Source organism: Ignavibacteriota bacterium (assembly GCA_016716225.1).
GTDB lineage: Bacteria > Bacteroidota > Ignavibacteria > Ignavibacteriales > Melioribacteraceae.
On the sequence record JADJWT010000001.1, the window covers coordinates 3,637,942 to 3,661,617 of the forward strand.

Annotated in this window: 23 protein-coding genes; 10 read left to right on the top strand and 13 right to left on the bottom strand. The window is 29.8% G+C overall.

All coding sequences use genetic code 11. The features are described from left to right. Positions 1 to 32 precede the first annotated feature (32 nt). From nqrF to IPM32_15790, 6 genes are read right to left on the bottom strand one after another with little or no spacing between them, the layout of a single operon-like run. Positions 33 to 1,268 (bottom strand): NADH:ubiquinone reductase (Na(+)-transporting) subunit F, encoded by a 1,236-nt coding sequence (gene nqrF / locus IPM32_15765; protein MBK8946711.1) that lies wholly within the window; start codon positions 1,266 to 1,268, stop codon positions 33 to 35. Between the two features lie 11 nt (positions 1,269 to 1,279). Then, positions 1,280 to 1,891, bottom strand: a complete 612-nt coding sequence (gene nqrE, locus IPM32_15770; protein MBK8946712.1) for an NADH:ubiquinone reductase (Na(+)-transporting) subunit E — start codon at positions 1,889 to 1,891, stop codon at positions 1,280 to 1,282. Positions 1,892 to 1,896: 5 nt separating this feature from the next. Next, positions 1,897 to 2,517: an NADH:ubiquinone reductase (Na(+)-transporting) subunit D gene (locus IPM32_15775; GenBank protein ID MBK8946713.1), complete on the bottom strand. Its 621-nt coding sequence runs from the start codon at positions 2,515 to 2,517 to the stop codon at positions 1,897 to 1,899. 1 nt (position 2,518) lies between these two features. Next, positions 2,519 to 3,310 carry a Na(+)-translocating NADH-quinone reductase subunit C gene (locus IPM32_15780; protein MBK8946714.1) on the bottom strand — a complete coding sequence of 264 codons (792 nt, stop codon included), beginning with the start codon at positions 3,308 to 3,310 and terminating at the stop codon, positions 2,519 to 2,521. Then, on the bottom strand, positions 3,297 to 4,502 hold the full coding sequence (locus IPM32_15785) for an NADH:ubiquinone reductase (Na(+)-transporting) subunit B (GenBank protein MBK8946715.1): 1,206 nt from the start codon (positions 4,500 to 4,502) through the stop codon (positions 3,297 to 3,299). The genes IPM32_15780 and IPM32_15785 overlap by 14 nt, the downstream gene beginning before the upstream one ends. Then, complete coding sequence (locus IPM32_15790; GenBank protein MBK8946716.1) at positions 4,502 to 5,851, bottom strand: Na(+)-translocating NADH-quinone reductase subunit A; 1,350 nt, start codon at positions 5,849 to 5,851, stop codon at positions 4,502 to 4,504. The genes IPM32_15785 and IPM32_15790 overlap by 1 nt, the downstream gene beginning before the upstream one ends. A gap of 213 nt (positions 5,852 to 6,064) precedes the next feature. Between IPM32_15790 and IPM32_15795 the strand changes: the two genes are divergently transcribed. Further along, positions 6,065 to 7,528, top strand: a complete 1,464-nt coding sequence (locus tag IPM32_15795) for an aminotransferase class V-fold PLP-dependent enzyme (protein MBK8946717.1) — start codon at positions 6,065 to 6,067, stop codon at positions 7,526 to 7,528. Positions 7,529 to 7,534: 6 nt separating this feature from the next. Here IPM32_15795 and IPM32_15800 read toward each other — a convergent pair whose 3' ends face one another. Then, entirely contained in the window at positions 7,535 to 8,119 is a 585-nt protein-coding gene (locus IPM32_15800) for a hypothetical protein (protein ID MBK8946718.1), read from the bottom strand. Positions 8,120 to 8,218: 99 nt separating this feature from the next. Between IPM32_15800 and IPM32_15805 the strand changes: the two genes are divergently transcribed. Then, positions 8,219 to 8,413 (top strand): hypothetical protein, encoded by a 195-nt coding sequence (locus IPM32_15805; GenBank protein ID MBK8946719.1) that lies wholly within the window; start codon positions 8,219 to 8,221, stop codon positions 8,411 to 8,413. Here the strand turns inward: IPM32_15805 and IPM32_15810 are convergent. Further along, on the bottom strand, positions 8,410 to 8,844 hold the full coding sequence (locus IPM32_15810) for an FKBP-type peptidyl-prolyl cis-trans isomerase (protein MBK8946720.1): 435 nt from the start codon (positions 8,842 to 8,844) through the stop codon (positions 8,410 to 8,412). The two genes, IPM32_15805 and IPM32_15810, sit on opposite strands and share 4 nt — an antisense overlap. A 140-nt stretch (positions 8,845 to 8,984) precedes the next feature. Between IPM32_15810 and IPM32_15815 the strand changes: the two genes are divergently transcribed. Further along, positions 8,985 to 10,355: a tetrathionate reductase family octaheme c-type cytochrome gene (locus IPM32_15815; protein ID MBK8946721.1), complete on the top strand. Its 1,371-nt coding sequence runs from the start codon at positions 8,985 to 8,987 to the stop codon at positions 10,353 to 10,355. 26 nt (positions 10,356 to 10,381) lie between these two features. Here the strand turns inward: IPM32_15815 and IPM32_15820 are convergent, their stop codons facing one another. Then, positions 10,382 to 11,755, bottom strand: coding sequence for an MATE family efflux transporter (locus tag IPM32_15820; protein MBK8946722.1), 1,374 nt, complete (start codon positions 11,753 to 11,755; stop codon positions 10,382 to 10,384). A 147-nt stretch (positions 11,756 to 11,902) separates the two neighbouring features. Between IPM32_15820 and IPM32_15825 the strand changes: the two genes are divergently transcribed. From IPM32_15825 to IPM32_15845, 5 genes are all read left to right on the top strand, one after another. Then, positions 11,903 to 12,517 carry an FKBP-type peptidyl-prolyl cis-trans isomerase gene (locus IPM32_15825; protein MBK8946723.1) on the top strand — a complete coding sequence of 205 codons (615 nt, stop codon included), beginning with the start codon at positions 11,903 to 11,905 and terminating at the stop codon, positions 12,515 to 12,517. 1 nt (position 12,518) lies between these two features. Next, on the top strand, positions 12,519 to 13,118 hold the full coding sequence (locus tag IPM32_15830; GenBank protein MBK8946724.1) for a hypothetical protein: 600 nt from the start codon (positions 12,519 to 12,521) through the stop codon (positions 13,116 to 13,118). Between the two features lie 80 nt (positions 13,119 to 13,198). Then, positions 13,199 to 14,827 (top strand): T9SS type A sorting domain-containing protein, encoded by a 1,629-nt coding sequence (locus IPM32_15835; protein ID MBK8946725.1) that lies wholly within the window; start codon positions 13,199 to 13,201, stop codon positions 14,825 to 14,827. 24 nt (positions 14,828 to 14,851) lie between these two features. Beyond that, positions 14,852 to 16,222: a Si-specific NAD(P)(+) transhydrogenase gene (gene sthA, locus IPM32_15840; GenBank protein MBK8946726.1), complete on the top strand. Its 1,371-nt coding sequence runs from the start codon at positions 14,852 to 14,854 to the stop codon at positions 16,220 to 16,222. Positions 16,223 to 16,232: 10 nt separating this feature from the next. After that, entirely contained in the window at positions 16,233 to 16,670 is a 438-nt protein-coding gene (locus tag IPM32_15845; protein MBK8946727.1) for a DUF1232 domain-containing protein, read from the top strand. On the opposite strand, the gene IPM32_15850 is transcribed toward IPM32_15845, so the two are convergent. Then, a complete protein-coding gene (locus IPM32_15850) occupies positions 16,663 to 17,412 on the bottom strand; it encodes a HAMP domain-containing histidine kinase (GenBank protein ID MBK8946728.1) in 750 nt (249 codons plus the stop codon). The two genes, IPM32_15845 and IPM32_15850, sit on opposite strands and share 8 nt — an antisense overlap. A gap of 172 nt (positions 17,413 to 17,584) precedes the next feature. Here IPM32_15850 and IPM32_15855 point away from each other — a divergent pair, with 172 nt between their 5' ends. Then, positions 17,585 to 18,028 (top strand): hypothetical protein, encoded by a 444-nt coding sequence (locus IPM32_15855; protein ID MBK8946729.1) that lies wholly within the window; start codon positions 17,585 to 17,587, stop codon positions 18,026 to 18,028. Positions 18,029 to 18,030: 2 nt separating this feature from the next. Next, positions 18,031 to 19,404 carry a hypothetical protein gene (locus IPM32_15860; GenBank protein MBK8946730.1) on the top strand — a complete coding sequence of 458 codons (1,374 nt, stop codon included), beginning with the start codon at positions 18,031 to 18,033 and terminating at the stop codon, positions 19,402 to 19,404. Between the two features lie 57 nt (positions 19,405 to 19,461). Here IPM32_15860 and IPM32_15865 read toward each other — a convergent pair whose 3' ends face one another. The 3 genes from IPM32_15865 to IPM32_15875 form a co-directional block, all read right to left on the bottom strand. Next, complete coding sequence (locus IPM32_15865; GenBank protein ID MBK8946731.1) at positions 19,462 to 19,701, bottom strand: hypothetical protein; 240 nt, start codon at positions 19,699 to 19,701, stop codon at positions 19,462 to 19,464. Positions 19,702 to 19,840: 139 nt separating this feature from the next. Further along, complete coding sequence (locus tag IPM32_15870) at positions 19,841 to 20,479, bottom strand: response regulator transcription factor (protein MBK8946732.1); 639 nt, start codon at positions 20,477 to 20,479, stop codon at positions 19,841 to 19,843. 1 nt (position 20,480) lies between these two features. Then, positions 20,481 to 23,651 (bottom strand): hypothetical protein, encoded by a 3,171-nt coding sequence (locus IPM32_15875; protein MBK8946733.1) that lies wholly within the window; start codon positions 23,649 to 23,651, stop codon positions 20,481 to 20,483. Positions 23,652 to 23,676 lie beyond the last annotated feature (25 nt).

Consider the following 23,676-nt stretch of genomic DNA (forward strand, 5'->3'; position numbering starts at 1 on the left):
CCCCCTAAATTTAGTTATAATTTATATTCAGTTTAACCGCCAAAATCGTCAAGCATAATATTTTCTCTTTCGACGCCAAGATTTTCTAACATTTGAATTACAGCGTTATTCATCATTGGCGGACCGCACATATAATATTCACAATCTTCTGGAGCTGGATGATTTTTGAGATAATTTTCAAATAAAACTTGGTGAATAAATCCGGTGTAACCTTTCCAATTATCTTCAGGTAAAGGTTCAGACAAAGCTAAATGCCATTTAAAGTTTGGATGTTCAGCTGCAAGTTTATCAAATTCTTCATTATAGAATGCTTCTCTCATACTTCTTGCACCATACCAGAATGACATTCTTCTATTCGTATTAATTCTTTTTAACTGATCAAAAATATGTGAACGCATTGGCGCCATTCCTGCACCGCCGCCAATGAATACCATTTCAGCATTTGTATCTTTTGCAAAGAATTCGCCATACGGACCAGATATTGTAACTTTATCACCCGGTTTTAAATTAAAAATGAATGATGACATTTGCCCAGGAGGCACATCAGGCATTCTTGGAGGAGGTGAAGCAATTCTAACGTTAAGCATAATTAATCCTTTTTCTTCGGGATAATTAGCCATTGAATATGCTCTTAAAACCGGTTCAGTAACTTTGGATACAAATTTCCACATATTGAATTTATCCCAATCGCCGCGATATTCATCCTCAATAATAAAGTCAGAATATTTAACAACGTGAGGCGGAGCTTCAATTTGAATATAACCGCCGGCTCTAAAATCAACACTTTCACCTTCCGGTAATTGAAGTTTTAATTCTTTTATAAATGTTGCAACGTTAACATTTGAAATTACAGTACAAATCCATTTTTTAATTTCAAATACTTCTTCTGGAACAAGAATTTTCAAATTGTTCTTAACTGGAACTTGACAAGATAATCTGTAATGATCTCTAATTTGTTTTCTATTTAATTTAGAAGTTTCTGTGGGAAGCACATCACCGCCGCCTTCTAAAACTCTGCACTTACATTCTCCGCAAGTTCCACCGCCACCACATGCTGAAGGTAAAAAAATATTATTTGAAGCTAAAACGTTTAATAACTTTCCACCAATAGGAACTGATATTGAATGTTTTTTACTATCATTAATATTTATATTTACTGAACCGCTTGCCACAAGTTTTGATTTGGCAAATAATATTATTACTACTAAAAGCAGTACAATAAGCGTAAACATTATTACGCCTAATATTATCAGATTTAATCCGCTCATCTAAAAAACCTCTATAATTGAATTCCAGAAAACAGCATGAATGCAATTGCCATTAATCCGGCTGTTAAAAATGTAATACCTAGACCTCTCAATCCTTTTGGAACGTTACTATATTTCATTTTTTCTCTTATTCCAGCTAAAGAAATAATTGCTAAAGCCCAGCCGGTTCCGGAACCAAATCCATAAACTACGCTTTCAGCAAAATTATAATTTCTTTCAACCATAAAAAGCGAACCTGCTAAAACAACGCAGTTTACTGTAATTAATGGAAGGAAAATTCCTAATGAATTATAAAGTGATGGAACATATTTATCTAAAGTCATTTCAAGAATTTGAACAATAGCTGCAATAACACCAATGTAAGTAATCAAACCGAGAAAGGTTAAATCAACACTTCCTAAGCCAGCCCAGCTTAAGGCGCCTTCTTTCAAAACGTGTTGATATAAAAAATTATTAGCGGGAACTGTTATCGCTTGAACACCAATCACCGCAATTCCTAATCCAACCGCAGTTTCAACTTTTTTAGAAACAGCTAGGAAAGTACACATTCCAAGAAAGAATGCCAAGGCCATATTTTCAATAAAGATTGATTTTACAAATAAACTTAAATAATGTTCTAACATAAATTTTAACCCTCCTCAACTTGATCTGGTTTCCAAGTTCTAATTGCCCAAATTAGAAGTCCAATAAGGAAAAAAGCACTTGGAGCAAGTAGAAATAAACCATTAGGCACATACCATCCACCCTCAGTATTCAAAGTAAATATTGTAAATCCTAATAATTTTCCGGAACCAATTAATTCTCTTACAAATCCAACAGCTAAAAGTACAAATGAATATCCCAATCCATTTCCTATTCCATCGAGAAAACTTGCTACCGGAGGATTCTGCAATGCATAAGCTTCTGCTCTACCCATCAAAATACAATTTGTTATAATTAACCCAACATAAACCGAAAGTTGTTTGCTAACATCGTAAGCAAAAGCTTTAATTAGTTGATCTGCAACTATTACAAGAGACGCAATAATTGTCATTTCTACAATAATTCTGATACTACTTGGAATATGTTTTCTAATTAAGCTGACTGAAAAATTAGAAAATGCCGTTACAAGAGTTACAGCTAAAGACATTACAATTGCTGTTTCTAATTTTGATGTAACTGCCAAAGCAGAACAAATCCCAAGAACTTGAAGTGCAATTGGATTATTCTTAAAAATTGGATCAAATAATACTTCTTTATATTTATTCATATTAAATATCCTTCCTTAAATTTCCCAAGAAATTAGCATAGCCATCATCACCCATCCAATATTTTATCAAATTATCCACTCCGCGGGTAGTAAGCGTTGCTCCGGAAAGTCCATCAATCTGACTGTTTTTATTCGGATCATTTGGATCAACTTTACTTTTCAAAACTTCCAAAATTGCATCACCATTTTGATCAAATAGTTGTTTCCCTTTCCAACTTGCTTTCCAATTTTGATTATCAACTTCACCACCTAAACCAGGAGTTTCTCCATGTTCGTAAAATGTAATTCCTTCAACTGTTTTTAAATCTTTACCAATTGCTAAAAAACCATACATTGTTGACCAAAGTCCTTTACCAAAAACTGGGAATATATATTTTTCAATTTCTTTGTTTTCATTCATAACTTCGTAACTGAGCATAAATTTAGGACGTTTTTTAATATTTCCTAAATCTTTTTCTGGAGAAATTTCTGTTCCAAAATTTTTACTTTCACTTAGAGATTTTATATTGAATGCGTCGGGATTTAATTCATCAGTATATTTCGATTTGTCAATTACTGATCCATTTTCCAAATCGATAATTATTGGAACAATTTTTTCTTTAAATATTTCTTCAGCATTGTTTGTGCTAAATGACAAATTGCCAGCTTGAAGAATATTTTTCATTTTATCTAATTTTTTATTCTGCTTTTGAATTGAATCCAACGCAACAGTTGCCGAGGAAACAAAAACCGAGCAAACTAAACAAACTCCTAATGCAACTGATATTGTTTTTTTTGTACTATCGGATGACATTTCTTGCAATCCTCCTCTTTATATTTGCATTGATAAAAATCTTATCAATGGTTGGAGCTAACATATTTGAAAATAAAATTGAAAGCATCATTCCTTCCGGAAATGCTGGATTTACAACTCTAACTAAAACAACTAAAACACCAATCAAAAGTCCGTAAACTATTTTTCCGTTTTCAGTCATTGCAGCACTTACCGGATCAGTTGCCATAAAAACTGTTCCAAACGCAAACCCGCCTAAAACCAAATGCCAATATGGAGAAACTCCAAACATTGGATTTGTTGAGCTTCCAATCAAATTAAATATTGATGACATTATGACCATTCCCAATACAACATTAAACATAATTCTCCAAGAACCAATTCCGGTTGCAATTAAAATTACTGCTCCAATTAAACAAGCTAAGGTTGATGTTTCGCCCATTGAGCCAGGAATTAAACCAACGAAAGAATCCCACCAACTAACAGAAATCTGCATTGTTGCATCTTTTAATTCTGCTAAAGGTGTTGCTTTACTGATTCCATCAACTGCAATCCAAACTTTATCCCCTGAAATTTCTGCGGGATATGCAAAAAATAAAAATGCACGTGCAGTAAGTGCTGGATTCAGAACATTCATTCCAACACCACCAAAAACTTCTTTACCAATCACAACACCAAATGAAATTCCTATTGCAACTTGCCAATAAGGAATATCCGGAGGAAGTATTAATGGAAACAATAAACTTGTAACTAAAAATCCTTCTGCAATTTCATGTTTTCTTACAGATGCAAAAATCGCTTCCCAAGTTCCGCCAACTGCAAGTGTGATTATGTAAACCGGAAAGAAATATAAAGCCCCGTGAATTATATTTGCAAAAATACTATTCGGATTAAAACCAACACCAAGTGCATTTAAAACAAATTGCTGCCAGTTTGTCATTTCAAAATTGGTGAGTTTTGAAATTGCTAAATTTGCCTGGTAACCGGTGTTATATAATGCCATAAGTACAACTGGAATTAAAGCAAAAACTACTGTTACCATCATTCTTTTTAAATCAAGAGCATCTCTAACATGAGAGCCTTGTTTTGTTCTTGTAAGCGGAGTGAAAAGAAATGTATCACCAGCTTCATAAAGTGGAAAAAACTTTTCTAACTTTCCCCCTTTGTGAAAATGCTTTTCAGAACTATCTAAAATTTTTCTAAGAAATTTCACTATCCTTCCTTATCTATTAAATTTAAATTTCTTCTTAAGTTTTGTGCATGATCAATTTTTGACGGACAAACAAAAGTACAAAGTGCTAAATCTTCTTCATCCAATTCCAAACATCCTAATTTTTCTGAATCCTCAATATCATCAACAGCTAAAGCTCTTAGTAAAAAAGTTGGTAAAATATCGAGCGGCATTACTTTTTCATAACTTCCACTTGGCACAATTGCTCTTTCTCCGCCATTTAGCGATGTAGAAAAATTATATTTCAAACTTTTACTTAAACTTGTAAACATTACATTCTTAACTGAAAATTGTTTTTGTGCGGGGTTCATCCATCCTAAAAAATCTCTACTATTGTGTTCTTCAATTACGGAAATTTGTTGATGATATCTTCCCAAAAAATTTTCTTCTTTTGTATTTTTTCTTCCGGAAAATACTGACCCCGAAATAATTCTATTTTCTTTTTCGTCCAATTCATTATTACAAATTTCAGAAATTGATGCGCCAATTCTTGTTTTAATATATCTTGGATTTTTTACAGAATGTCCGGCTAAAGTTATAATTCGTTCTGTATCAATTTTGCCAGTGGTAAATAAATTTCCAATTGCGGTAACATCTTGAGCATTTATATACCAAACTTTTTTCGCTCTGCTAACCGGATCTAAAAAATGAATATGAGTTCCAGCTAAACCTTTTGGGTGCAATCCTGAAAATTCTTGCTCTGTTAAATTTGGTAATTGTACGGATGGAATTTCACTATTCTCTTCTTTGCATAAAAATAATTTGCCATCGGTCAATTTGCTTAAAACACGCAAACCATTTTTAAATGAATTTTCTTTTCCTTTGAGAATAAATGAAACATTAGGTGCAAGCGGATTTGAATCAATTGCAGTAATGAAAATTGAACTTGGAACAATTTCCGGATTTGCAATTTTACTCATCGGTCGTTCACGCAAAGAAATCCACATTCCGGAATTTAATAATTGTTCTTTTACTTCATCACGTGTTAATGATGGAATTTGAGTTTCTGAATAATTCTTAAAAACTTCTTCATCATTTCCTTCAATATCAATTACAATTGATTGAAAAACTCTTTTTTCACCTCTATTGATTTCCGAAACTGTTCCAGATGCTGGTGATGTAAATTTAATACTTTCATTTTTTTTATCGGAAAATAATACTTGTCCTAATTTTACCTTTTCACCAACTGCTACAGAAAAAGTTGGTTTTAATCCAACAAAATCATTTCCTAAAATTCCAACCTTGCTAACTTTCTTAGTTGAATCGATAAAATCTGCGGGCTCACCGTTGATCGGCAGATTTAATCCCTTTTTTATCTTAATTACACCCATAATGCGTTTCTCTTAAAATTTATTGAAAGATTTGAATGGTATGTAGAAAACAAATTAAAATGTCTTTTTATTTTTGTAAAATATGAATGTTAAATTAAGACATAGAGAACGAAATATCAAACAAATTTTATTTTTTGATTTATACTGTAAAATAGTTAATTGGTAAAATCAATTCTAATGTATAATTTTAAAACAATATTTTAAGTGAATTAAATGACAGAACTGGAAAAATATTTTACAAAATTTCGAGAAAAAATAATAGGAATTGACCAAGAATTTGAATCTTCTTATGGAATTAAGAAAATTATTTATGCAGATTGGATCGCAAGCGGAAGATTGTATTCAGATATTGAAGATAAAATTGTGAAAACTTTTGGCCCATTTGTTGGGAATACGCATTCCGAATCCAGCATTACCGGAACTTTGATGACGAATTCTTATCACAAAGCTCAGCAGATTATAAAAAGACATGTAAATGCAGATAAAAATGACGTAATAATTTCTGCGGGATTTGGAATGACTGCAGTTGTAAATAAATTGCAAAGAATTTTGGGATTAAGAATTACAGAAAAATTTAGAGATCATATAAAATTTTCTTCAGAAGAAAAACCGATAGTTTTTATTACTCACATGGAACATCATTCAAATCAAACTTCTTGGTTAGAAACAATTGCTGATGTAAAAATAGTTGAGCCAAATGAATTGGGTTTGGTAAATTATGATAATTTGGAAAAATTACTACAAGAAAATAAACATAAGAAAACAAAAATTGGGGCATTTACCGCGGCTTCAAATGTTACGGGAATAAGAACAGATTATCACAAACTTGCAAAAATTATGCATGAAAACGGCGGATTGTGTTTTGTTGATTTTGCAGCTTCAGCACCCTATGTTGATATAAATATGCATCCGGAAAATCCTCTTGAAAAACTTGATGCAATTTATTTTTCTCCACACAAATTTTTGGGCGGACCTGGAACATCCGGAGTTTTAATTTTTGATAAAAATTTGTATAATACAAAAGTTCCGGATCATCCCGGCGGTGGAACAGTAGATTGGACAAACCCTTGGGGTGAACACAAGTATATAAATGATATTGAATTAAGGGAAGATGGAGGAACTCCGGGATTTCTTCAAACAATTAAAACTGCACTTTGTATTCAGCTTAAAGAAAAAATGTGTGTAGAAAAAATTCTAAAGCGTGAAGAAGAACTTTTAGAAATTGCTTTTGAAGAAATTAACAAAATTCCGCAAATACATATTCTTGCTTCGGAAATTCAAAATAGATTAGGAGTTTTATCATTTTATATTGAAGATATTCATTATAATTTAATTGTAAAAATTCTTAATGATAAATTCGGAATTCAAGTTCGCGGCGGCTGTTCTTGTGCTGGAACTTACGGACATTATTTGCTTCATGTTGATCCAACTCGTTCTCACAGAATTACACAAAAAATTTCGCAAGGTGATCTTTCCGAAAAACCTGGTTGGGTGAGAATGTCTTTGCACCCTACAATGACAAATGATGAACTTTACTTAATTATTAATTCACTAAAATTAATTATTAAAAATATTTCTGATTGGGAAAAAGATTATTCTTATAATCCATCGACAAATGAATTTTATAATAAAAATGAAAAAGGTATTGTTAATTTAGTAGAAACTTGGTTTGAATAATTTGAATTATAATTTCACAAAATTTAAAATAATATTTGCAGCAATTTCCGGATTTTGTTCAAAATCCATTTCAACAGAAAAATAATTTTTGTGTTCGCAAGTTAATGAATAGGATTTTTCACCAAAAATTATTTTTGATGAGTTAAATTCGCATTCGTTCATTCTGAAATTCTTATCGAATTTTATTTCTGAATTGTTAAAATTTTCATTTAACAATTTTGAATCAGAATTAACAAAAACTTTACCGGTTACAAAATTTTGTTTTATTATGTTTTCAGAATTTGAATTTACATCTAGCTGAAAAAAACCTAAACCACATTTATATTTATCTAAAATTTCGTCACACATTAAGCAAAATCCATCATTTATTCCAAGAATTGGTTTTTTCAATAATCTTAAAAAACTAAATAAATTCATCATTTGCATTCTTTTGTAAGCAGAATTAAAATTCTGTGGATTAGGAAGTATAATTTTATCTGCAGAAGTAATTAAATTTTCACTTAACGAATATTTGAATTCAACATCATTTTCTAAAAGAATTTTATTTAATAAAACGTCTTCTGAATTATTGTAACCAAGAATTGTTAGCATTATTTTTTATAAAAGTGAATATTATTTATTTGCAAATTAGTAAATTTTCTAATAATTTAATATAAATTTATTTACGAACAATTTTGCCGGAGAAACTTTATGTCAGATCAAAAAATTACCGCAACTGTTGGCGAATACAAAGGAAATGCAATTATTTCTTTACCCGTTGCCGGAAGTACAAAATATCCATTTACATTTGGTTTGAACAAAGCAAAAGCTATTTTGGAATATTTAGACGATATTAAAAAATTTGTTGAAGATAATGACAAAAAAGAAGAAACTGAGAATAATTAATTTTCTATTTCTACTAAAGTTATTTTAAAAGTTAAATTTTTTCCGGCAAGCGGATGATTTCCGTCAAGTTCGATAGTATCTCCCGATATATTTGTAACTTTTACAATCATTGATTCACCACTTTCTGTTGGGACTTTATATTTTTGGTTTAATTTTATTTTTAACGTGCTGGGGAAATTATTTTTATCAACATTAACAATTAATTCTTTGACTTTTGGTCCGTAAGCTTTATCACTATTTATATTAACTATTTTTTCTTGATTTAATTTCATTCCAATAACAGCTTCATCAAAACCTTGAATAACTTCACCGGCACCAACTTTAAATTTGAGAGGATTTCTGTTTACAGAAGAATCAAAAATACTACCGTCATCCAAAGTTCCGGTAAAATGAACCTTTATAGTATCGCCATATTTTACAAATCTTTCCAAAATTTCCCCTTAAAATTTTTTAAAAATAATCATTTTTAATGAAAGCCTCAATTTAAGATATTTTTTTACTAATATTTTATTGAGAATTGATTCTTTTAAAAGAATATATTAAGTTGTAAATATCTTATTAAGAGGAACACATGAAAAAAATAATCATCCTTCTAATCATACTTTATTTTGTAAGTAAATTAAATGCTCAAGAAGATCATACGGAACATATTGAAGGACCTTTTAATTCTCCGCAAGAAGTGACGGCAACATGTCTTGAATGCCATGAAGGTGTTGATGCGGAAATAATGGAAACACGACATTGGAATTGGCTTGGTAATGAATTTGTAAACAAGCGTGGTGAGAAAGTAAAATTTGGGAAACGAAATATTATAAATAATTTTTGTATAGCTGTGCCATCAAATTGGCCGAGATGCACAAGTTGTCATATAAGTTATGGTTGGAAAGATGATACTTTTGATTTTACAAATGGCGATAATATTGATTGTTTAGTTTGTCATGATCAATCCGGAACTTATGTAAAAACACCAACTGGTGCTGGAATGCCTGATGCAAAAGTTGATTTAGTTGTTGCTGCTCAAAGTGTTGGAAAAACTTCAAAGAAGAATTGTGGAACTTGTCATTTTAATGGGGGTGGCGGAACTGGTGTAAAACATGGTGATTTAGATGAAAGTTTATTAAATCCTTCTGCAGAGCTTGATATTCATATGGGTGGAAATGGTTTTGAATGTTCTGAATGTCATGCTGGAGAAAATCATAAAATTCTTGGTGCAAGTCACGGCTCAATGATGGAAAATACGAATCACTTAAATTGTATTGATTGCCATAAAGAAACTCCTCACAGCAAAAAAATTCTTAATTCACACTCTTCTTCAGTTGCATGCGAAACTTGCCACATTCCAACATTTGCAAGAGAAATGCCAACCAAAACTTGGTGGGATTGGTCAACTGCCGGAAAAGATAAACCAGCAGAAAAAGATGAATTTGGAATGTCAAAATACGAAAAAATGAAAGGTGATTTTATTTGGCAGAAAAATGTTGTTCCAGAATATAGCTGGCATAACGGACAAATGAATTATTATCAAATTGGTGATAAAATAAATTCCAAAGAAATCGTAAAATTAAATTCATTAAACGGAAATATTAAAGATTCAAAATCTAAAATTGCACCTTTTAAAGTTATGAAAGGAAAGCAAATTTTTGATTCTGAGAATAATTATTTAGCAGTTCCTAAATTATTTGGAGAAGGCGGATATTGGAAAACATTTGATTGGAATTCAGCAACTGCTACTGGAATGAAAAGTGTAAATTTAGCTTACTCCGGAAAATTTGATTTTGTTGAAACTGAAATGTATTGGCCAATAAATCATATGGTTGTAAGCGGAGAAAATGCTTTATCTTGTACAGATTGCCATGGAACAAAAGGTACAAAAAGATTAAATTGGAAAAAATTAGGGTATAATGGTGATCCAATGAAAAACGGAGGAAGATTTAAAAAATAGTAGTGAATGCATAAATCAGATGGAGTTTATTCTCCATCTGATTTGAGTATTATTAGTTTCTTCATAAATCTAAATACAAATAACAATGCCGCAACGGTTAATCCGATTGAAAGTCCAATCCAAATACCGATAATATCATATTTCAAAATGAATGCAAAAAAATATCCGGCTGGTAATGCAATAATCCAATATGCAATTAATGTAATTACCATTGGAATTTTTACATCGGCTAAACCTTTTAAAGCTCCCATACCAACAGCTTGTATTCCATCGGAAAGCTGAAAAAAAGCTGCAATAATTATAAGTGATGAAGCAACTTTTACTACTTCAGAATTTTTTATATAAAGTGTTGGAAGAATATTATTAAATAAAACAAATGTAATTCCGGCTAATCCCATAAAACACATTCCCAAAAATATTGCGGAAAACCCTGCGCGCTTTACATTTAACAAATCTTTTCTTCCTAAGTAATTGCCAACTCTAATAGTTGCTGCAGAGGAAATTCCCAAAACAACCATGTAAGAAATTGAAGCCAAATTTAACGCAATTTGATGTGCAGCTAATGCTATACTTCCCAGCCATCCAATTATAATTGCTGCAAATGCAAATGCTCCTACTTCAAATGAATATGTAATTCCGCTTGGGAAGCCAATATCAAATATCTTTTTAATTAATTTAAAATCAATATTTTTGAAATTTAATTTTGTATCATACACTTTATATTTTGTAGAATTCAAGACAAATATCATCATTGTAAGAGCCATAAATATTCTTGTAGAAAGAGTTGCAATTCCAGCTCCATTTAAGCCTAATGCTGGAAAACCTAAATTGCCGTATATTAAAATCCAGTTTCCAATAAAATTAACAAGATTAGCAATTATTGCAATATACATGGGTGGTTTTGTATTTGATAATCCTTCAACAAATTGGCGGTATGTTTGGAAAACCATAAATGGTAATATAGATATTGCTAAAATTGATAAATATGATTTTGTTAAATCTGCAACTACTTTTTCTTGATTTAAATATTCAATCAAATTTGCAGCAATTAAAACAAGAATTGTTAAAATAATGCTGAACGCAATGTTAAGAATTAAAGCTTGTTTTAAAATAACTCCGCAATATTTAGTTTTATTTTCTCCTTTTGCAATTGCAACTAAAACTGTAATTGCATGACTCATTCCAATTCCCAAAACCATAATTAGAAAAAACAATCCATTTGCTAAAGCTGCGGCGGCAAGTGGTTCAGCTCCTAATCTTCCTACCATAAAACTATCAACAACACCAAGCATAATATGCCCAAGTTGACCAATAGAAACCGGTACCGCAAGTTTTATTGTTTCAACAAAATGCAGTTTTAGATTATTTTTCTGGGAAATATTTTCTATAAAAGTTTTCATTCTACGCAAATAAACGGTAACTTATCGTTCAATTTTTTTAAAAAATGATAATAATTATAAGGATTAAAAATGAAAAAAATCTTAATATTTTCTTTAGTTGTTTTCTTTTCAATTACGGCTTGCAGTCAAACTGATAAAAATGCAAAGATGGAAAATTTAGCTGATTCTGTAAGCTATAGCATTGGTTATGATATTGGTACAAATTTAAAACAACAAGAAATAACAATCACACCGGAAGTTTTTTTATCCGGAATAAAAGATGGACTTGCTGATACATGCAGTTTGACAAATGAAGAATTACAAAAAGTTATGCAAAAATTTCAAACTGAAATGGTTTTAAAACAGCAATCTAAACAAAAAGAAGTTGGTGATAAAAATAAAGTTGCAGCAGAAACATTTTTTGCCGAAAATAAAAATAAAGAAGGTGTAAAAACTTTGCCAAGCGGATTGCAGTATAAGGTTTTAAAAAGTGGTAATGGTGAATCCCCTACTTTGAACAGTACAGTTCAGGCTCATTATGCTGGTAGATTATTAGATGGAACCGAATTTGATAATTCTTACAAACGCGGACAACCATTAGAAATTGGAGTATCAGGAGTTATAAAAGGTTGGACAGAAATTTTACAACTTATGAAAGTTGGTGATAAATATGAAGTTTATATTCCATCTGAATTAGGTTATGGTGAAAGAGGAAGTGGTCCTACAATTGGTCCAAATGCAGCTTTAATTTTTGAAATTGAATTAATGGGTATCGTAAAATAGTTTGAAAAAGTTTCTTAAAATAATTAGTCCGATAATTTTAATTATCGGACTTTATTTTTTATTCAAATCTGATGAAATAAAACAACCTCCCGGAATTTTAGCTCCAAATCCTCCAATTCAAAAAAACTTATCTCAAAAAGAAATATGGCTTTACAATGATTATGTTTTAACATCAATAGCAGAGTTTGAAATAACTTGCAAGGTTTTGCAGCTAAAAAATTATAATAATGATAAAATGAGTAACTTCTCCCCGATTGATATTGCTGTTGGCTGGGGAAAAATGTCTGATCAAAATATTGTTGATAAGTTAGATATTAAACAACAACACAGATGGTATGTTTGGCGAACAAAACAATTCCCTATTCCAAGAAAAGAAATTGAAATCAGCAGTTCAAATATTCATATAATTCCCGTAAATGATGAAGTTGAGGATCAAATTGAAGAATTTAAAATTGGGAATATAATTTTGCTTAAAGGATTTCTTGTAAACGTTAAAGACAAAGATTCAAATTTTACCTGGAAAACTTCTTTAAAAAGAAACGATACCGGAAACGGAGCTTGTGAAATTCTTTGGGTAACTGAATCTGAAATACTCAAATAAATTTTGTGAACATAATTTTTTTTTAATATATTCAAATTCAACTCAAACATATTTCACAAATTATAATTAAAAGGATTGTTATGAAAAGAACTAAACGTTTTTTTTATTCAATATTTGTTTTGATTATTTCCTCAAAAATATTTTTTTCTCAAACAGATAAATTTAATAGAATTGATAGCATCCTAGTGCCGGAAATAGAAAACTGTGGATTTGGCGAAGTAATTGCCGGAGTTGATTTTGATAGCGATGGTAAAGTTGAAATTTATGCTGTAAATAACATGAATGATATTGGCGGAAATGAATTAATTCCAAGAATTTATAAATATGAACATGACGGATCTCAATGGCAAATTGTTTGGGATGAAAACAGTCGCGATATTCTTCAGCAAAATAGCTGGGCTCCAACAACCCATGGCGATTGGGACAAAGATGGGAAACATGAAATTATTTGGGCGCCATCAAATAATTTTACAGAAGGAAATGAAAATCCGGTTAGAATTATGGTTTGGGAAGCAAACGGAAATGATAAATTAGGGAAACTTAATTTTGGATATGAAACTCCCAGCGCAAAATGGACGATTACAGACCAAGATAATTTTGAAGTTCGTCCGTTTAGATTTTTCCTTTTTGATATTGATGAAGACGGAAAGGAAGAATTGATTTTTGCCGATAGAGAAGTTAATTACAGATTTGGGATAATTTCAGTTTCAACGATTCCGGATAACGGAAATGGAAGCGAAGTTTGGGAAATGGAATTTTCTGGTTTGGGAACAACTTTAGCAGAAAGTACAATTTATGATATTGCAAAAATTGGAAAAACAATTTATTTATTTCATTCGGATGGAAGTGTTACTCCAGTAAAATATGATAACGGAAATTATACAATTTTAGAAAATGTAAAAAATATAATCCCTGGCGGATCTTGGAAATCTTCAAATACAGTTGACTTAGATAATAACGGAAAAGAAGAAATTGTAATCGGCGGATGGCAGTTAGACAGCACAAATATTCAAAATAAAGTTTTATTAATTCAAGAAAATGAATCACAAGAATTAACAACAACCATAATTGCAAATTTTGGAAATTTAATTACAAATGATGGAAGAATTAATGGCGGACATGATGCGTTTGGAGATATTGATAATGATGGAAATTTAGACTTTGTTTTCGGAACAAGAAGTGCAAATCCAGCAGTTTCAATTTTGCGTGTGGAATATCAAGGCGGTGAAATTTCCGATTCAAATAATTATCAAATTTCCGTAATTGATTCTCTTTATCCTACTGCAAATCCCGGAAGATATGATATTGTTTATTTAGCAAATTTAGATTCTGATCCCGATTTAGAAGTTCTCTACACAAATGGAAGTACTTGCGAACAATTTCCAATTGTTATTCTTGATTTGGAAAGAACCGGAGTTTCTGTTGAAGATGATAAAATTATTAATAATTTTTACTTAGAGCAAAATTATCCGAATCCGTTTAATCCAACTACAAATATTTCTTTCAATCTTACTAAACAAAGTAATGTTGATTTAAGAATTTATAATACATTGGGAGAAGAAAGCGGAGTTGTATTAAATAAAACAACTTTAAATAGTGGTTTTCATAGTTTTAAGTTTGATGCATCTAAACTTGTTAGTGGTGTTTATATTTATACTTTAAAAACAGATTTCGGAAGTATTTCGAAAAAAATGATGATAATGAAATAACAAATAAAAGTACTAATTTAGAATATGACAAATCATTTTGATTTAATAGTAATTGGAAGCGGTCCCGGTGGCGAAGGTGCTGCAATGAAAGCAACTAAAGAAGGAAAAAAAGTTGCAATTTGTGATAAGTTTTCAAACATTGGCGGAAGCTGCACTCACAAAGGTACAATACCCAGTAAGGCTTTGCGACATGCAAGTCAAATAATTTCTGATACAGAATCACTTAAGGATATTTCATACCAGATTATTTTGAAATCAACTGAAAAAGTTGTTAACCAACAATATGTTTTGAGAAAAAGTTTTTATGAAAGAAATCGTGTTGAAATTCTTGATGGAACTGCAACTTTTATCGATGAACATACAATTCAAGTAATAAATGATTCAGGTTCGAAAAAGAAATATTCATCAGATTATTTTGTAATAGCAACTGGATCGAGACCATATCATCCTCCGGATATTGATTTTTCGCATCCAAGAATTTTAGACAGCGATTCTATCTTAAATATTGAAGATAATCCGAGAAGCATTACTATTTACGGTGCCGGTGTTGTTGGTTGTGAATATGCATCAATTTTTAGAGGATTGATGATAAAAGTAAATTTAATCAATACAAGAAATCAATTACTAACTTTTTTGGATGATGAAATAATTGATGCTCTCGCCTATCATTTAAGAGAAAACGGAGTTTTAATTCGCCACAATGAAGAATATGAAAAAGTTGAAGCCGATGAAAAAGGTGTAACTGTTTATTTAAAATCTAATAAACAAATTAGAACTGATTATTTATTGTGGGCGCAAGGAAGAACAGGAAACTCAGATTTAATTGGTTTGGAAAATATTGGAATTAAAGGAAATATTCGCGGTTCAATTGAAGTGAATGAAAATTTTCAAACAATTCATCCGCACATTTACGCAGTTGGAGATGTAATTGGTTACCCAAGTTTAGCAAGCGCTGCTTACGATCAAGGAAGATTTGCGGCAACACATTTGGTTTACGGATTTTGCGAACATAAGCTTGTAGAATTTATTCCAACCGGAATTTATACAATACCGGAAATAAGTTCAGTTGGTTTAACAGAAAAGGAATTAACCGAGAAAAAAATTCCATACGAAGTCGGTCATTCGCTTTTTAAACATTTAGCAAGAGCGCAAATTACCGGAAGAACAACCGGCATGTTAAAACTTTTATTCCATAGAGAAACCTTGGAAATTCTTGGAGTTCATTGTTTTGGTTACGGCGCTGCAGAAATTGTACATATCGGACAAGCAATTTTAGCTCAAGAAGGAAAAGCAAATACTTTAATGTATTTTATAAATACGACTTTTAATTATCCAACAATGGCAGAAGCTTATAGAGTTGCAGCATTAAATGGATTAAACAGAATCTCTAAATAAATTTTTATAAATGGAAAAAGAACAAAAATATTATATTAAACTTCGCTCAAACATCACTAAGTGGTTGGATAAAAAAGCAAACATCAATCACAAGTTTAGAGAATTTATTATTCTTGCTCCGGATATTTTTTATTTATTGATAAAACTTGTACAAGACTCCGAAGTTCCGCAAGGTAAAAAAGTAAAATTAGTTTCTGCAATTGCATATTTTATTTCACCAATTGATTTATTGCCTGAAATTTTTCTTGGACCAATCGGTTATATGGATGATATTGCAATTGCCGCATATATTTTGAATGAAATGATAAATTCTATTGATCCGCAAATTATAAAAAAAAATTGGGCTGGCGATTTAGATATTTTGATTGTGATAAAAAAAATTCTAATAAATGTTGATAATTTAATTGGCAAAGGAATTTGGGATAAATTAAAAGGTAAATTTAATTAATCACTGGAATCTTAATTGTAAAAATTGTTCCTTTATGCAAAGTACTCTTTACTGATAAATCACCATTCATAATTTCTATAAATTTTTTAGATACGGATAATCCCAAACCTATTCCTTGATAAAGTCTATTCATACCTTCGCTAACTTGACGAAATGCTTCAAATATTAACGATAATTTTTCTTCGGCAATTCCAATTCCAGTATCTTCAACATCAACAACATAGTTTTGCTTTTCATTATCTAATTTTAACGAAATTGAAATGTAACCTTTCTCGGTAAATTTTATTGCGTTATTTAATAGATTTGTCATCACTTTAGTAAACATTTTTTTATCAAGTTTACATTTTGCATTTTCAAAATTATAATTAAATTTTATTTGAAGTTCCTTATCTTCTACAACGGGTTTGTACACATTTACAGTTTCTTTTAGTAAGTCGAAAAGGTTTTCTTCCTTTAATTCAACTTTTAATCTTTCAGATTCCACATCAGATTGATCAAGAAGTAAATTCAGCGCTTCGGTAAGTCTGTTGCTGCTTTTAAGAATTATTTCTGCCATTTCTTTCAAATCGGGATCTTTCAATTCCTCATAAAGAATTCCGGCATAACCTAAAATTACTGTAATCGGCGTGCGCAATTCATGACTCATATTATCTAAAAATATTGTTTTGAGTCGTTTTGCTTCTTCCAAAACAAGTAATTTATCTAAAGAATCATCTTGTATTTTATTTTCGCTATTTTTCAAAATATCAAATTTTAATTCAGAAACCGTAATTATGCTTTATATTATCGTAAAAATTGAAAAACTATTAACACATTTTTAACTTTGTTTATTAATATAATACAATTAAATTTAACTGTTAATAAACTTTTAAATTTATTGAATTAAAAATTTTTACTAACATTTTTGGAACATTATGAAAAAATTCGGAATTCTAATTTTATTTGTTTTTCTTTTCGGCTGTTCACAAATTGTTTTGGAGCCGGTTGATTTTTCTTGGCCAATTGAAAGCGTATTGGATGTTTCAGATGATGGAATTGTAAACGAAGCCAGATTCTCATTTTCTGCAAATGTAAAAGCTTTATTTTTTGAAGAATTTAATGATTCAACTTCTTATAAAAAAGAATCTGTTAGAATTATTAGGGATTCCAAAGGATATTATTTTATGATCGGATCCGGATTTAAAAATGTTTATGTATTTAATGCAAATAACGGAACTTTTTCACTTGAAAATAAAATTGAAGTTGCAGAATTTGGATTGGATCTTCCGGCATTTAATCAGCGAGTTCCTTATGTAGAATTGCTTGAAGGCGAAAAACATGTTGCTTATTTAACATCAGAAGGAAAAAAAGGAGAATGAAATTGGCTAAATATTTAGCTTTTTGCTTTTTTATAACTTTTGTAACAATAAATCTTTTTGGTCAATCTGATTTCAGAATTACTCAAGAATTTAAAAGTCGACAAAGATCTTTTGAAATTGCAATTGAATACGCTAAAACTCCGGATGAATTAAATAAAATTCAAAAGGAAATTGAAGAATTTAAAAGTGAATTTAGAGGAAATAAAGAGCTTTTAAATAGAGCTTTGTATCCAAGCAATTTTGAATCATCTTTTACATCTTTGGACAAAAAAATTGAGTTTTCAAGAAAAAAAATTGATGAGATCACAAATTTAAACACACAAGTAACAACACTTCAGACAAATTATCAACAAGTTTCTGATGAGCTTGCAAAATTAACTGCGGAAATTAATGCTCTCAGAAATACAAATGTAAAATTAATGGCTGAATTAAGATCAATAAGATCTGGTTATGGAACATACAAAAATAAAATTGATTCTTTAAGCAAAGTAATTACTCAACTTAGACAAGGAATTGCTCAGCGCGATACTTTAATTAAAGAAATTATGGATAACATTTTCATGTCGGCTGAACACAAATTGGAAACCTTAAATGACGCAGAACTTAAAGGAATTAGAACAAAATTAACAAATACAAGTTTAATTGATAATATTAGCAATCTCGCTTCTGATAATATCGATTTTCTTAATGCAAGTTTATTAACCGCTGATGATTTAAATGTTCTGCGAAGTGAATATAATCAGTTTGATGATAGATGGGAACATTTTGGACCAAAACTATTTGATATTTATGCTTCTGATACGGCAAATAAAGATAAATTGGTTCAAATTGATTCGCTTATGGTAAATTGGAATAGAGCGTTAGATAAATCAATTTTTAGATCAATACACGAAGAATTCAAATCTAATAATATTAAAATTCCGGAATTCTTAAATGGAAAAGAATTTGAATCATACATAATTTCATATATTGATGAGAAAATAAAAAATGCAAGCAAACTTGGTGTGCAAGACGATAGTGAATTTATTTTCTTTTCAGAAAACGTATGGAATTCTTTAGTAAAAACTAAATGGGTTCCAATTTTGTTGAATAATAATCTTATAAAAAATGATCAAATAAATAATATTGATAAAAAAATTGCAGAATGGCGAAATACAATTGGAGGAACAAAATCATTATTTATTTATGGATTAATTGCGCTTCTTGCAGTAATTATATTAGTTAGTGTTTATATCATTTTCAAAAAGAATAAAAAAGTTAAAGAATTATCAAATCTTACAAAAGTTGAACCCGCAAAAGAAACCACCGAAAAAACTATTCCTGAAATTTATGATGGTTTAGATGATGAAATTAAGGATGATTTAGATAAGTCGTAAAAATTTGTGGTCACATTTAACTACTGTGACCACATTCCCAATGTACAAACGCAAACTTTATGATTGATAAACAATTTTTCGTATAGTATCAAATTGCAGATAAGGATATTCTTCGCGGAGATAATCTATTGCTTCACTAGCTCTAACTTTCAAATCTCGCATATCCTTAAATCTTCTTTTTATAATATAATCTCTTACAGATTTCTCATCTATCAATCCCCTACTATTTAATAAATGGTAAGTTTCATCATTAATTAGTTCGGGTATTGGATTTGCTTTAGAATTATATTCAAACATTTTACCTCCTAATTAGAATAGATTTAGAAATTCTGATAGATAAATAAACATTTCGGATTGTGAATTCAACCGCACATTTATGCGGTTTTTTATGAAGAACGATTAAGATGCAAAAATTTTTGCACTATTTATGTAGTTTTTAGATAACTCCTTTGCGGATAGCTTTTGCAACTGCTTCCGATTGCGAATGTACATGAAGCTTTTTATAAATATTTCTTATATGATGTCTAACCGTATCAACACTAATAAAAAGTGAATCTGCAATTTGCTGATAATTATCTCCTTCAGATAATTTTAAAAGAACTTCCTTTTCCCTATCAGAAAGTCCGTAATCTTCCGTAAATTTTGTTACTTGTGTATTTTGCTGAAATACTGAAATTACTTGTCGAGCAATCATGCTGCTCATTGGTGAACCGCCTTCATAAACTTCTTTGATTGCATCTAATAATCTGCTTGGCGGCGTATTTTTAACTAAATAACCGCAAGCTCCGGCGCACAATGCTTCAAAAACAACTTTACTTTCTTTATAGATTGTTAGCATTAAAATATTTAAATCGGGCTTTATTTCTCGTGCTTTTTTTACTCCTTCAATTCCATTTATTCCCGGAAGTCCAATATCCATTAATGCAACATCAATTTCTAACTTTGGTAGTTCATTTAAAAAATTTTCACAATTACCAAATGAACCAACACATTTATATCCGTTTGTTCCGTTTATTAAAGCTGATAATCCATCTCTAATTATTACGTTATCTTCAATTATTGCCACATTTATCATTTTAAATTTTTCCTTCAAGAATAACATTTGTACCGGTTCCGATTTCAGATTTTATCGAAACTTTCCATCCAATTTTATCGGAACGCTGTTTAATGTTTGCCAGACCGTTTCCATGAATTTCAGAATTTAAATTAAAACCTTTTCCATCATCAAGAACTTTAATTAGCATGTTTTTTCCGGTAAAATTAATTTCCAAATTAATATTTTTACAATTGCTGTGTTTAATACAATTATTTATTGATTCTTTTAAAATTAAATAAAGATTTTGCCTAATATCCATCGGCATTTTAATATTTACAAGTTTTTCTAAATCTGAAGATTGTAAAGTAATTCCAAGTTCGTACAAAAGTTCCGAATAAGAATCTTTAAGTCTTACAATTAAATCATATAATGAATCTCTATTTGGATTTACTACCCAAACAATATCACTCATAGATTCAACCAACTGCCGAGAAAGTTCGCTTATTTTTGTTAAATTTTTTGTTGCATTTGAAGTATCTGAAACTTCGGTTGCAGTTATCTCACTTAAGATAGAAATTTCCGTTAAACCGGCTCCAACATTATCATGCAAATCTGCTGAAAGTTTTGATTTCAGTTTATCCATTGCAATTAAGTATTTAATTCTTTGGTTAATAAAAAATGTAATAATTCCGCCAATCAATAAAATTAGAAATGAAATAAACCACCATTGCATCCAGAACGGAGCAAGTATTGTAATTTTTACTGATGCAAATTGCGAACTCCAAATTCCGTCATTATTTGTTCCGGTTACAATAAATTTATATTCACCGGGAGCAAGATTTGTGTAATAAACTTTTCTATTTTCAGAATTTGTAAAAGTCCATTGTTCATCCAAACCTTCCAAAATATATTTGTATTTATTTTTGCCAGATTTTTTATAATCCAAAGAAGCAAATTCAAAAGAAAAATAATTTTCGTCTTTTTCAAAAACTAATTCTTTTTTCTCACCTTTTAATTCTTTATCAAACAGCTTAATTTTTGTTATCACAATAGGTGCAGAATAATTATCAATCCGGATTTCATTAGGATCAAAATAATTTATACCATTTATTCCGCCAAAATAAATAGAGCCGGATTTTGAATGAAAATAAGAACCACCGTTAAACTCCAAACTTTGTAATCCATCTAATAAACCATAACGAACAAAAGTTTTTAGATTATAATTTAATTTATAAATTCCGTTATTTGTGCTAAGCCAATAACCACTATTGTTGTCATCGATTATTCCATAAACATCATTACAATCTAAGTTTGCAATTTTATTAATATTTATAAAAGCCTTTTCCTTTGGATTAAACAAACTCAATCCTTCACCAAAAGTTCCAATAAGAAAATTACCATCTTTTGTTTCCGTAATTTTCATAATTCGGAAGTTGTTTGGTTGATTTTTTTCACCTCTAAAATTTGTAAAAATTTCTTTATTTCTATCAAAACGATTAATTCCACCACCGTGAGTTCCAATCCAAATTTGATTTTTTTTATCAGAGTAAATACAGTAAACTCTATCATCGCTTAAACTGAAAATATCCGATGGATTATGTTTAAAAGTTCGAAATTCCGGAATTATATTCTTATAATAATCAGTTAATGAAAGCTGACTTAAGCCGCCACCAAAAGTCCCAATAAATAAAGTTGAATCCTTATCAAGGAATAATGATTGAATTTGATTTGATTGTAAATCTTTATTTCCCTCACCCATTTTATAATTTTTAAATATATTTTTATTTTCATCAATAAAAGTTAAACCGTTTGAAAAAGTACCGATCCAAAAATTTCCATTATAGTCTTCAACTATCGATCGTATATGAAGATCACCGGTTTTTTTATCACTAAAATATTTATAAATATTTTTTTGTAAATCAATTTTATTTAAACCGCCGCGATAAGTTCCAACCCATAAATAATTTTTGCTGTCTTCGTAGATTGACCAAATTATATTATCGTTAATAGAATTATTTTCATTTGATAAAACCGGAATTGTTTTAAAATAATTTTTGTTCGATTCAACTTTGTTTATTCCTTTACCAAGTTGAGTTCCAACCCAAATAATACCGGATTTATCAATATAAATTGATTGAATTTCATTTTCACTTAACGAGTTTTGATTTTTTGATGATAAAAATTGTAGTATTGTTTTATTTTTTTCATCATATCTCAGAAGTCCATTCCCATAAGTTCCAATCCATAAATTATTTTCCAAATCACAACAAACGGTCATAATATTTCGCGAATTATTTGTAAAACTTTTCCCAAAATTTATTTGAGAAATTATCCAACGATTCGGCATAAGATCTTTTGATGAAGATGTTATTTTGTAAACTCCGTTTGAATAATCTGCAACAATTAAATTTTTATTTTCATCTTCAGAAATGGAAGTAATTTTTTCTCCAATTTTAGTAAAGTTAATTGGATAAATATTTTTGTTGAAAATTTTAATTTGCGAATTTTCTAAGTTAACAATTTTATTTAAACCTCCTCCAAAAGTGCCAACCCAAATAATTCCTTTTGAATCAGCATAAACTTTTACAATTTTATTTGAACTTAAAGAATTTATTCTATTCGGGAAGTGATAAAAATATTTCTTCAAATTTGTTTTAGGATGGAATTTTATTAATCCTTTTCCCCAAGTTCCAATCCATAAATTGCCTTCATTATCTTGATCTATTGTTGTAATTGTACTGTTCTGATTTCTAGAAAGCGTTAACGGATAATTATAAAATTTTTCTTCATCAATTAAATACCAATCACTTGAGCTTGCAATATCAAAATGTTCAAACTTTTCGGTTTTGGGATTAAATTTGTTTAACATTCCTTTCGAAGTTCCAATCCATAAAAATCCTTCACGATCCTCAAGCATTGAAGTAATTTCATTATCAGAAATTGAATTTGAATCTTCTGAAATATTATTATAAACTACAAATTCATAACCATCAAATCTATTTAAACCATTTGCGGTTCCAAACCACATATAGCCTTTTTTATCTTGTAATATTGATAAAACAGATGATTGTGATAAGCCTTCTTCAATACCAATTTTGATAAAACGGAAATCATTTACAGATAAATTTTTATTTTGAGGAAAAATAATTATAGAATTGTTAAATGATAAAAATGTAAATATGATGAAAATATAGATAATGAATTTTATCATTTGCGTTTTAGATTAAATTGATTTT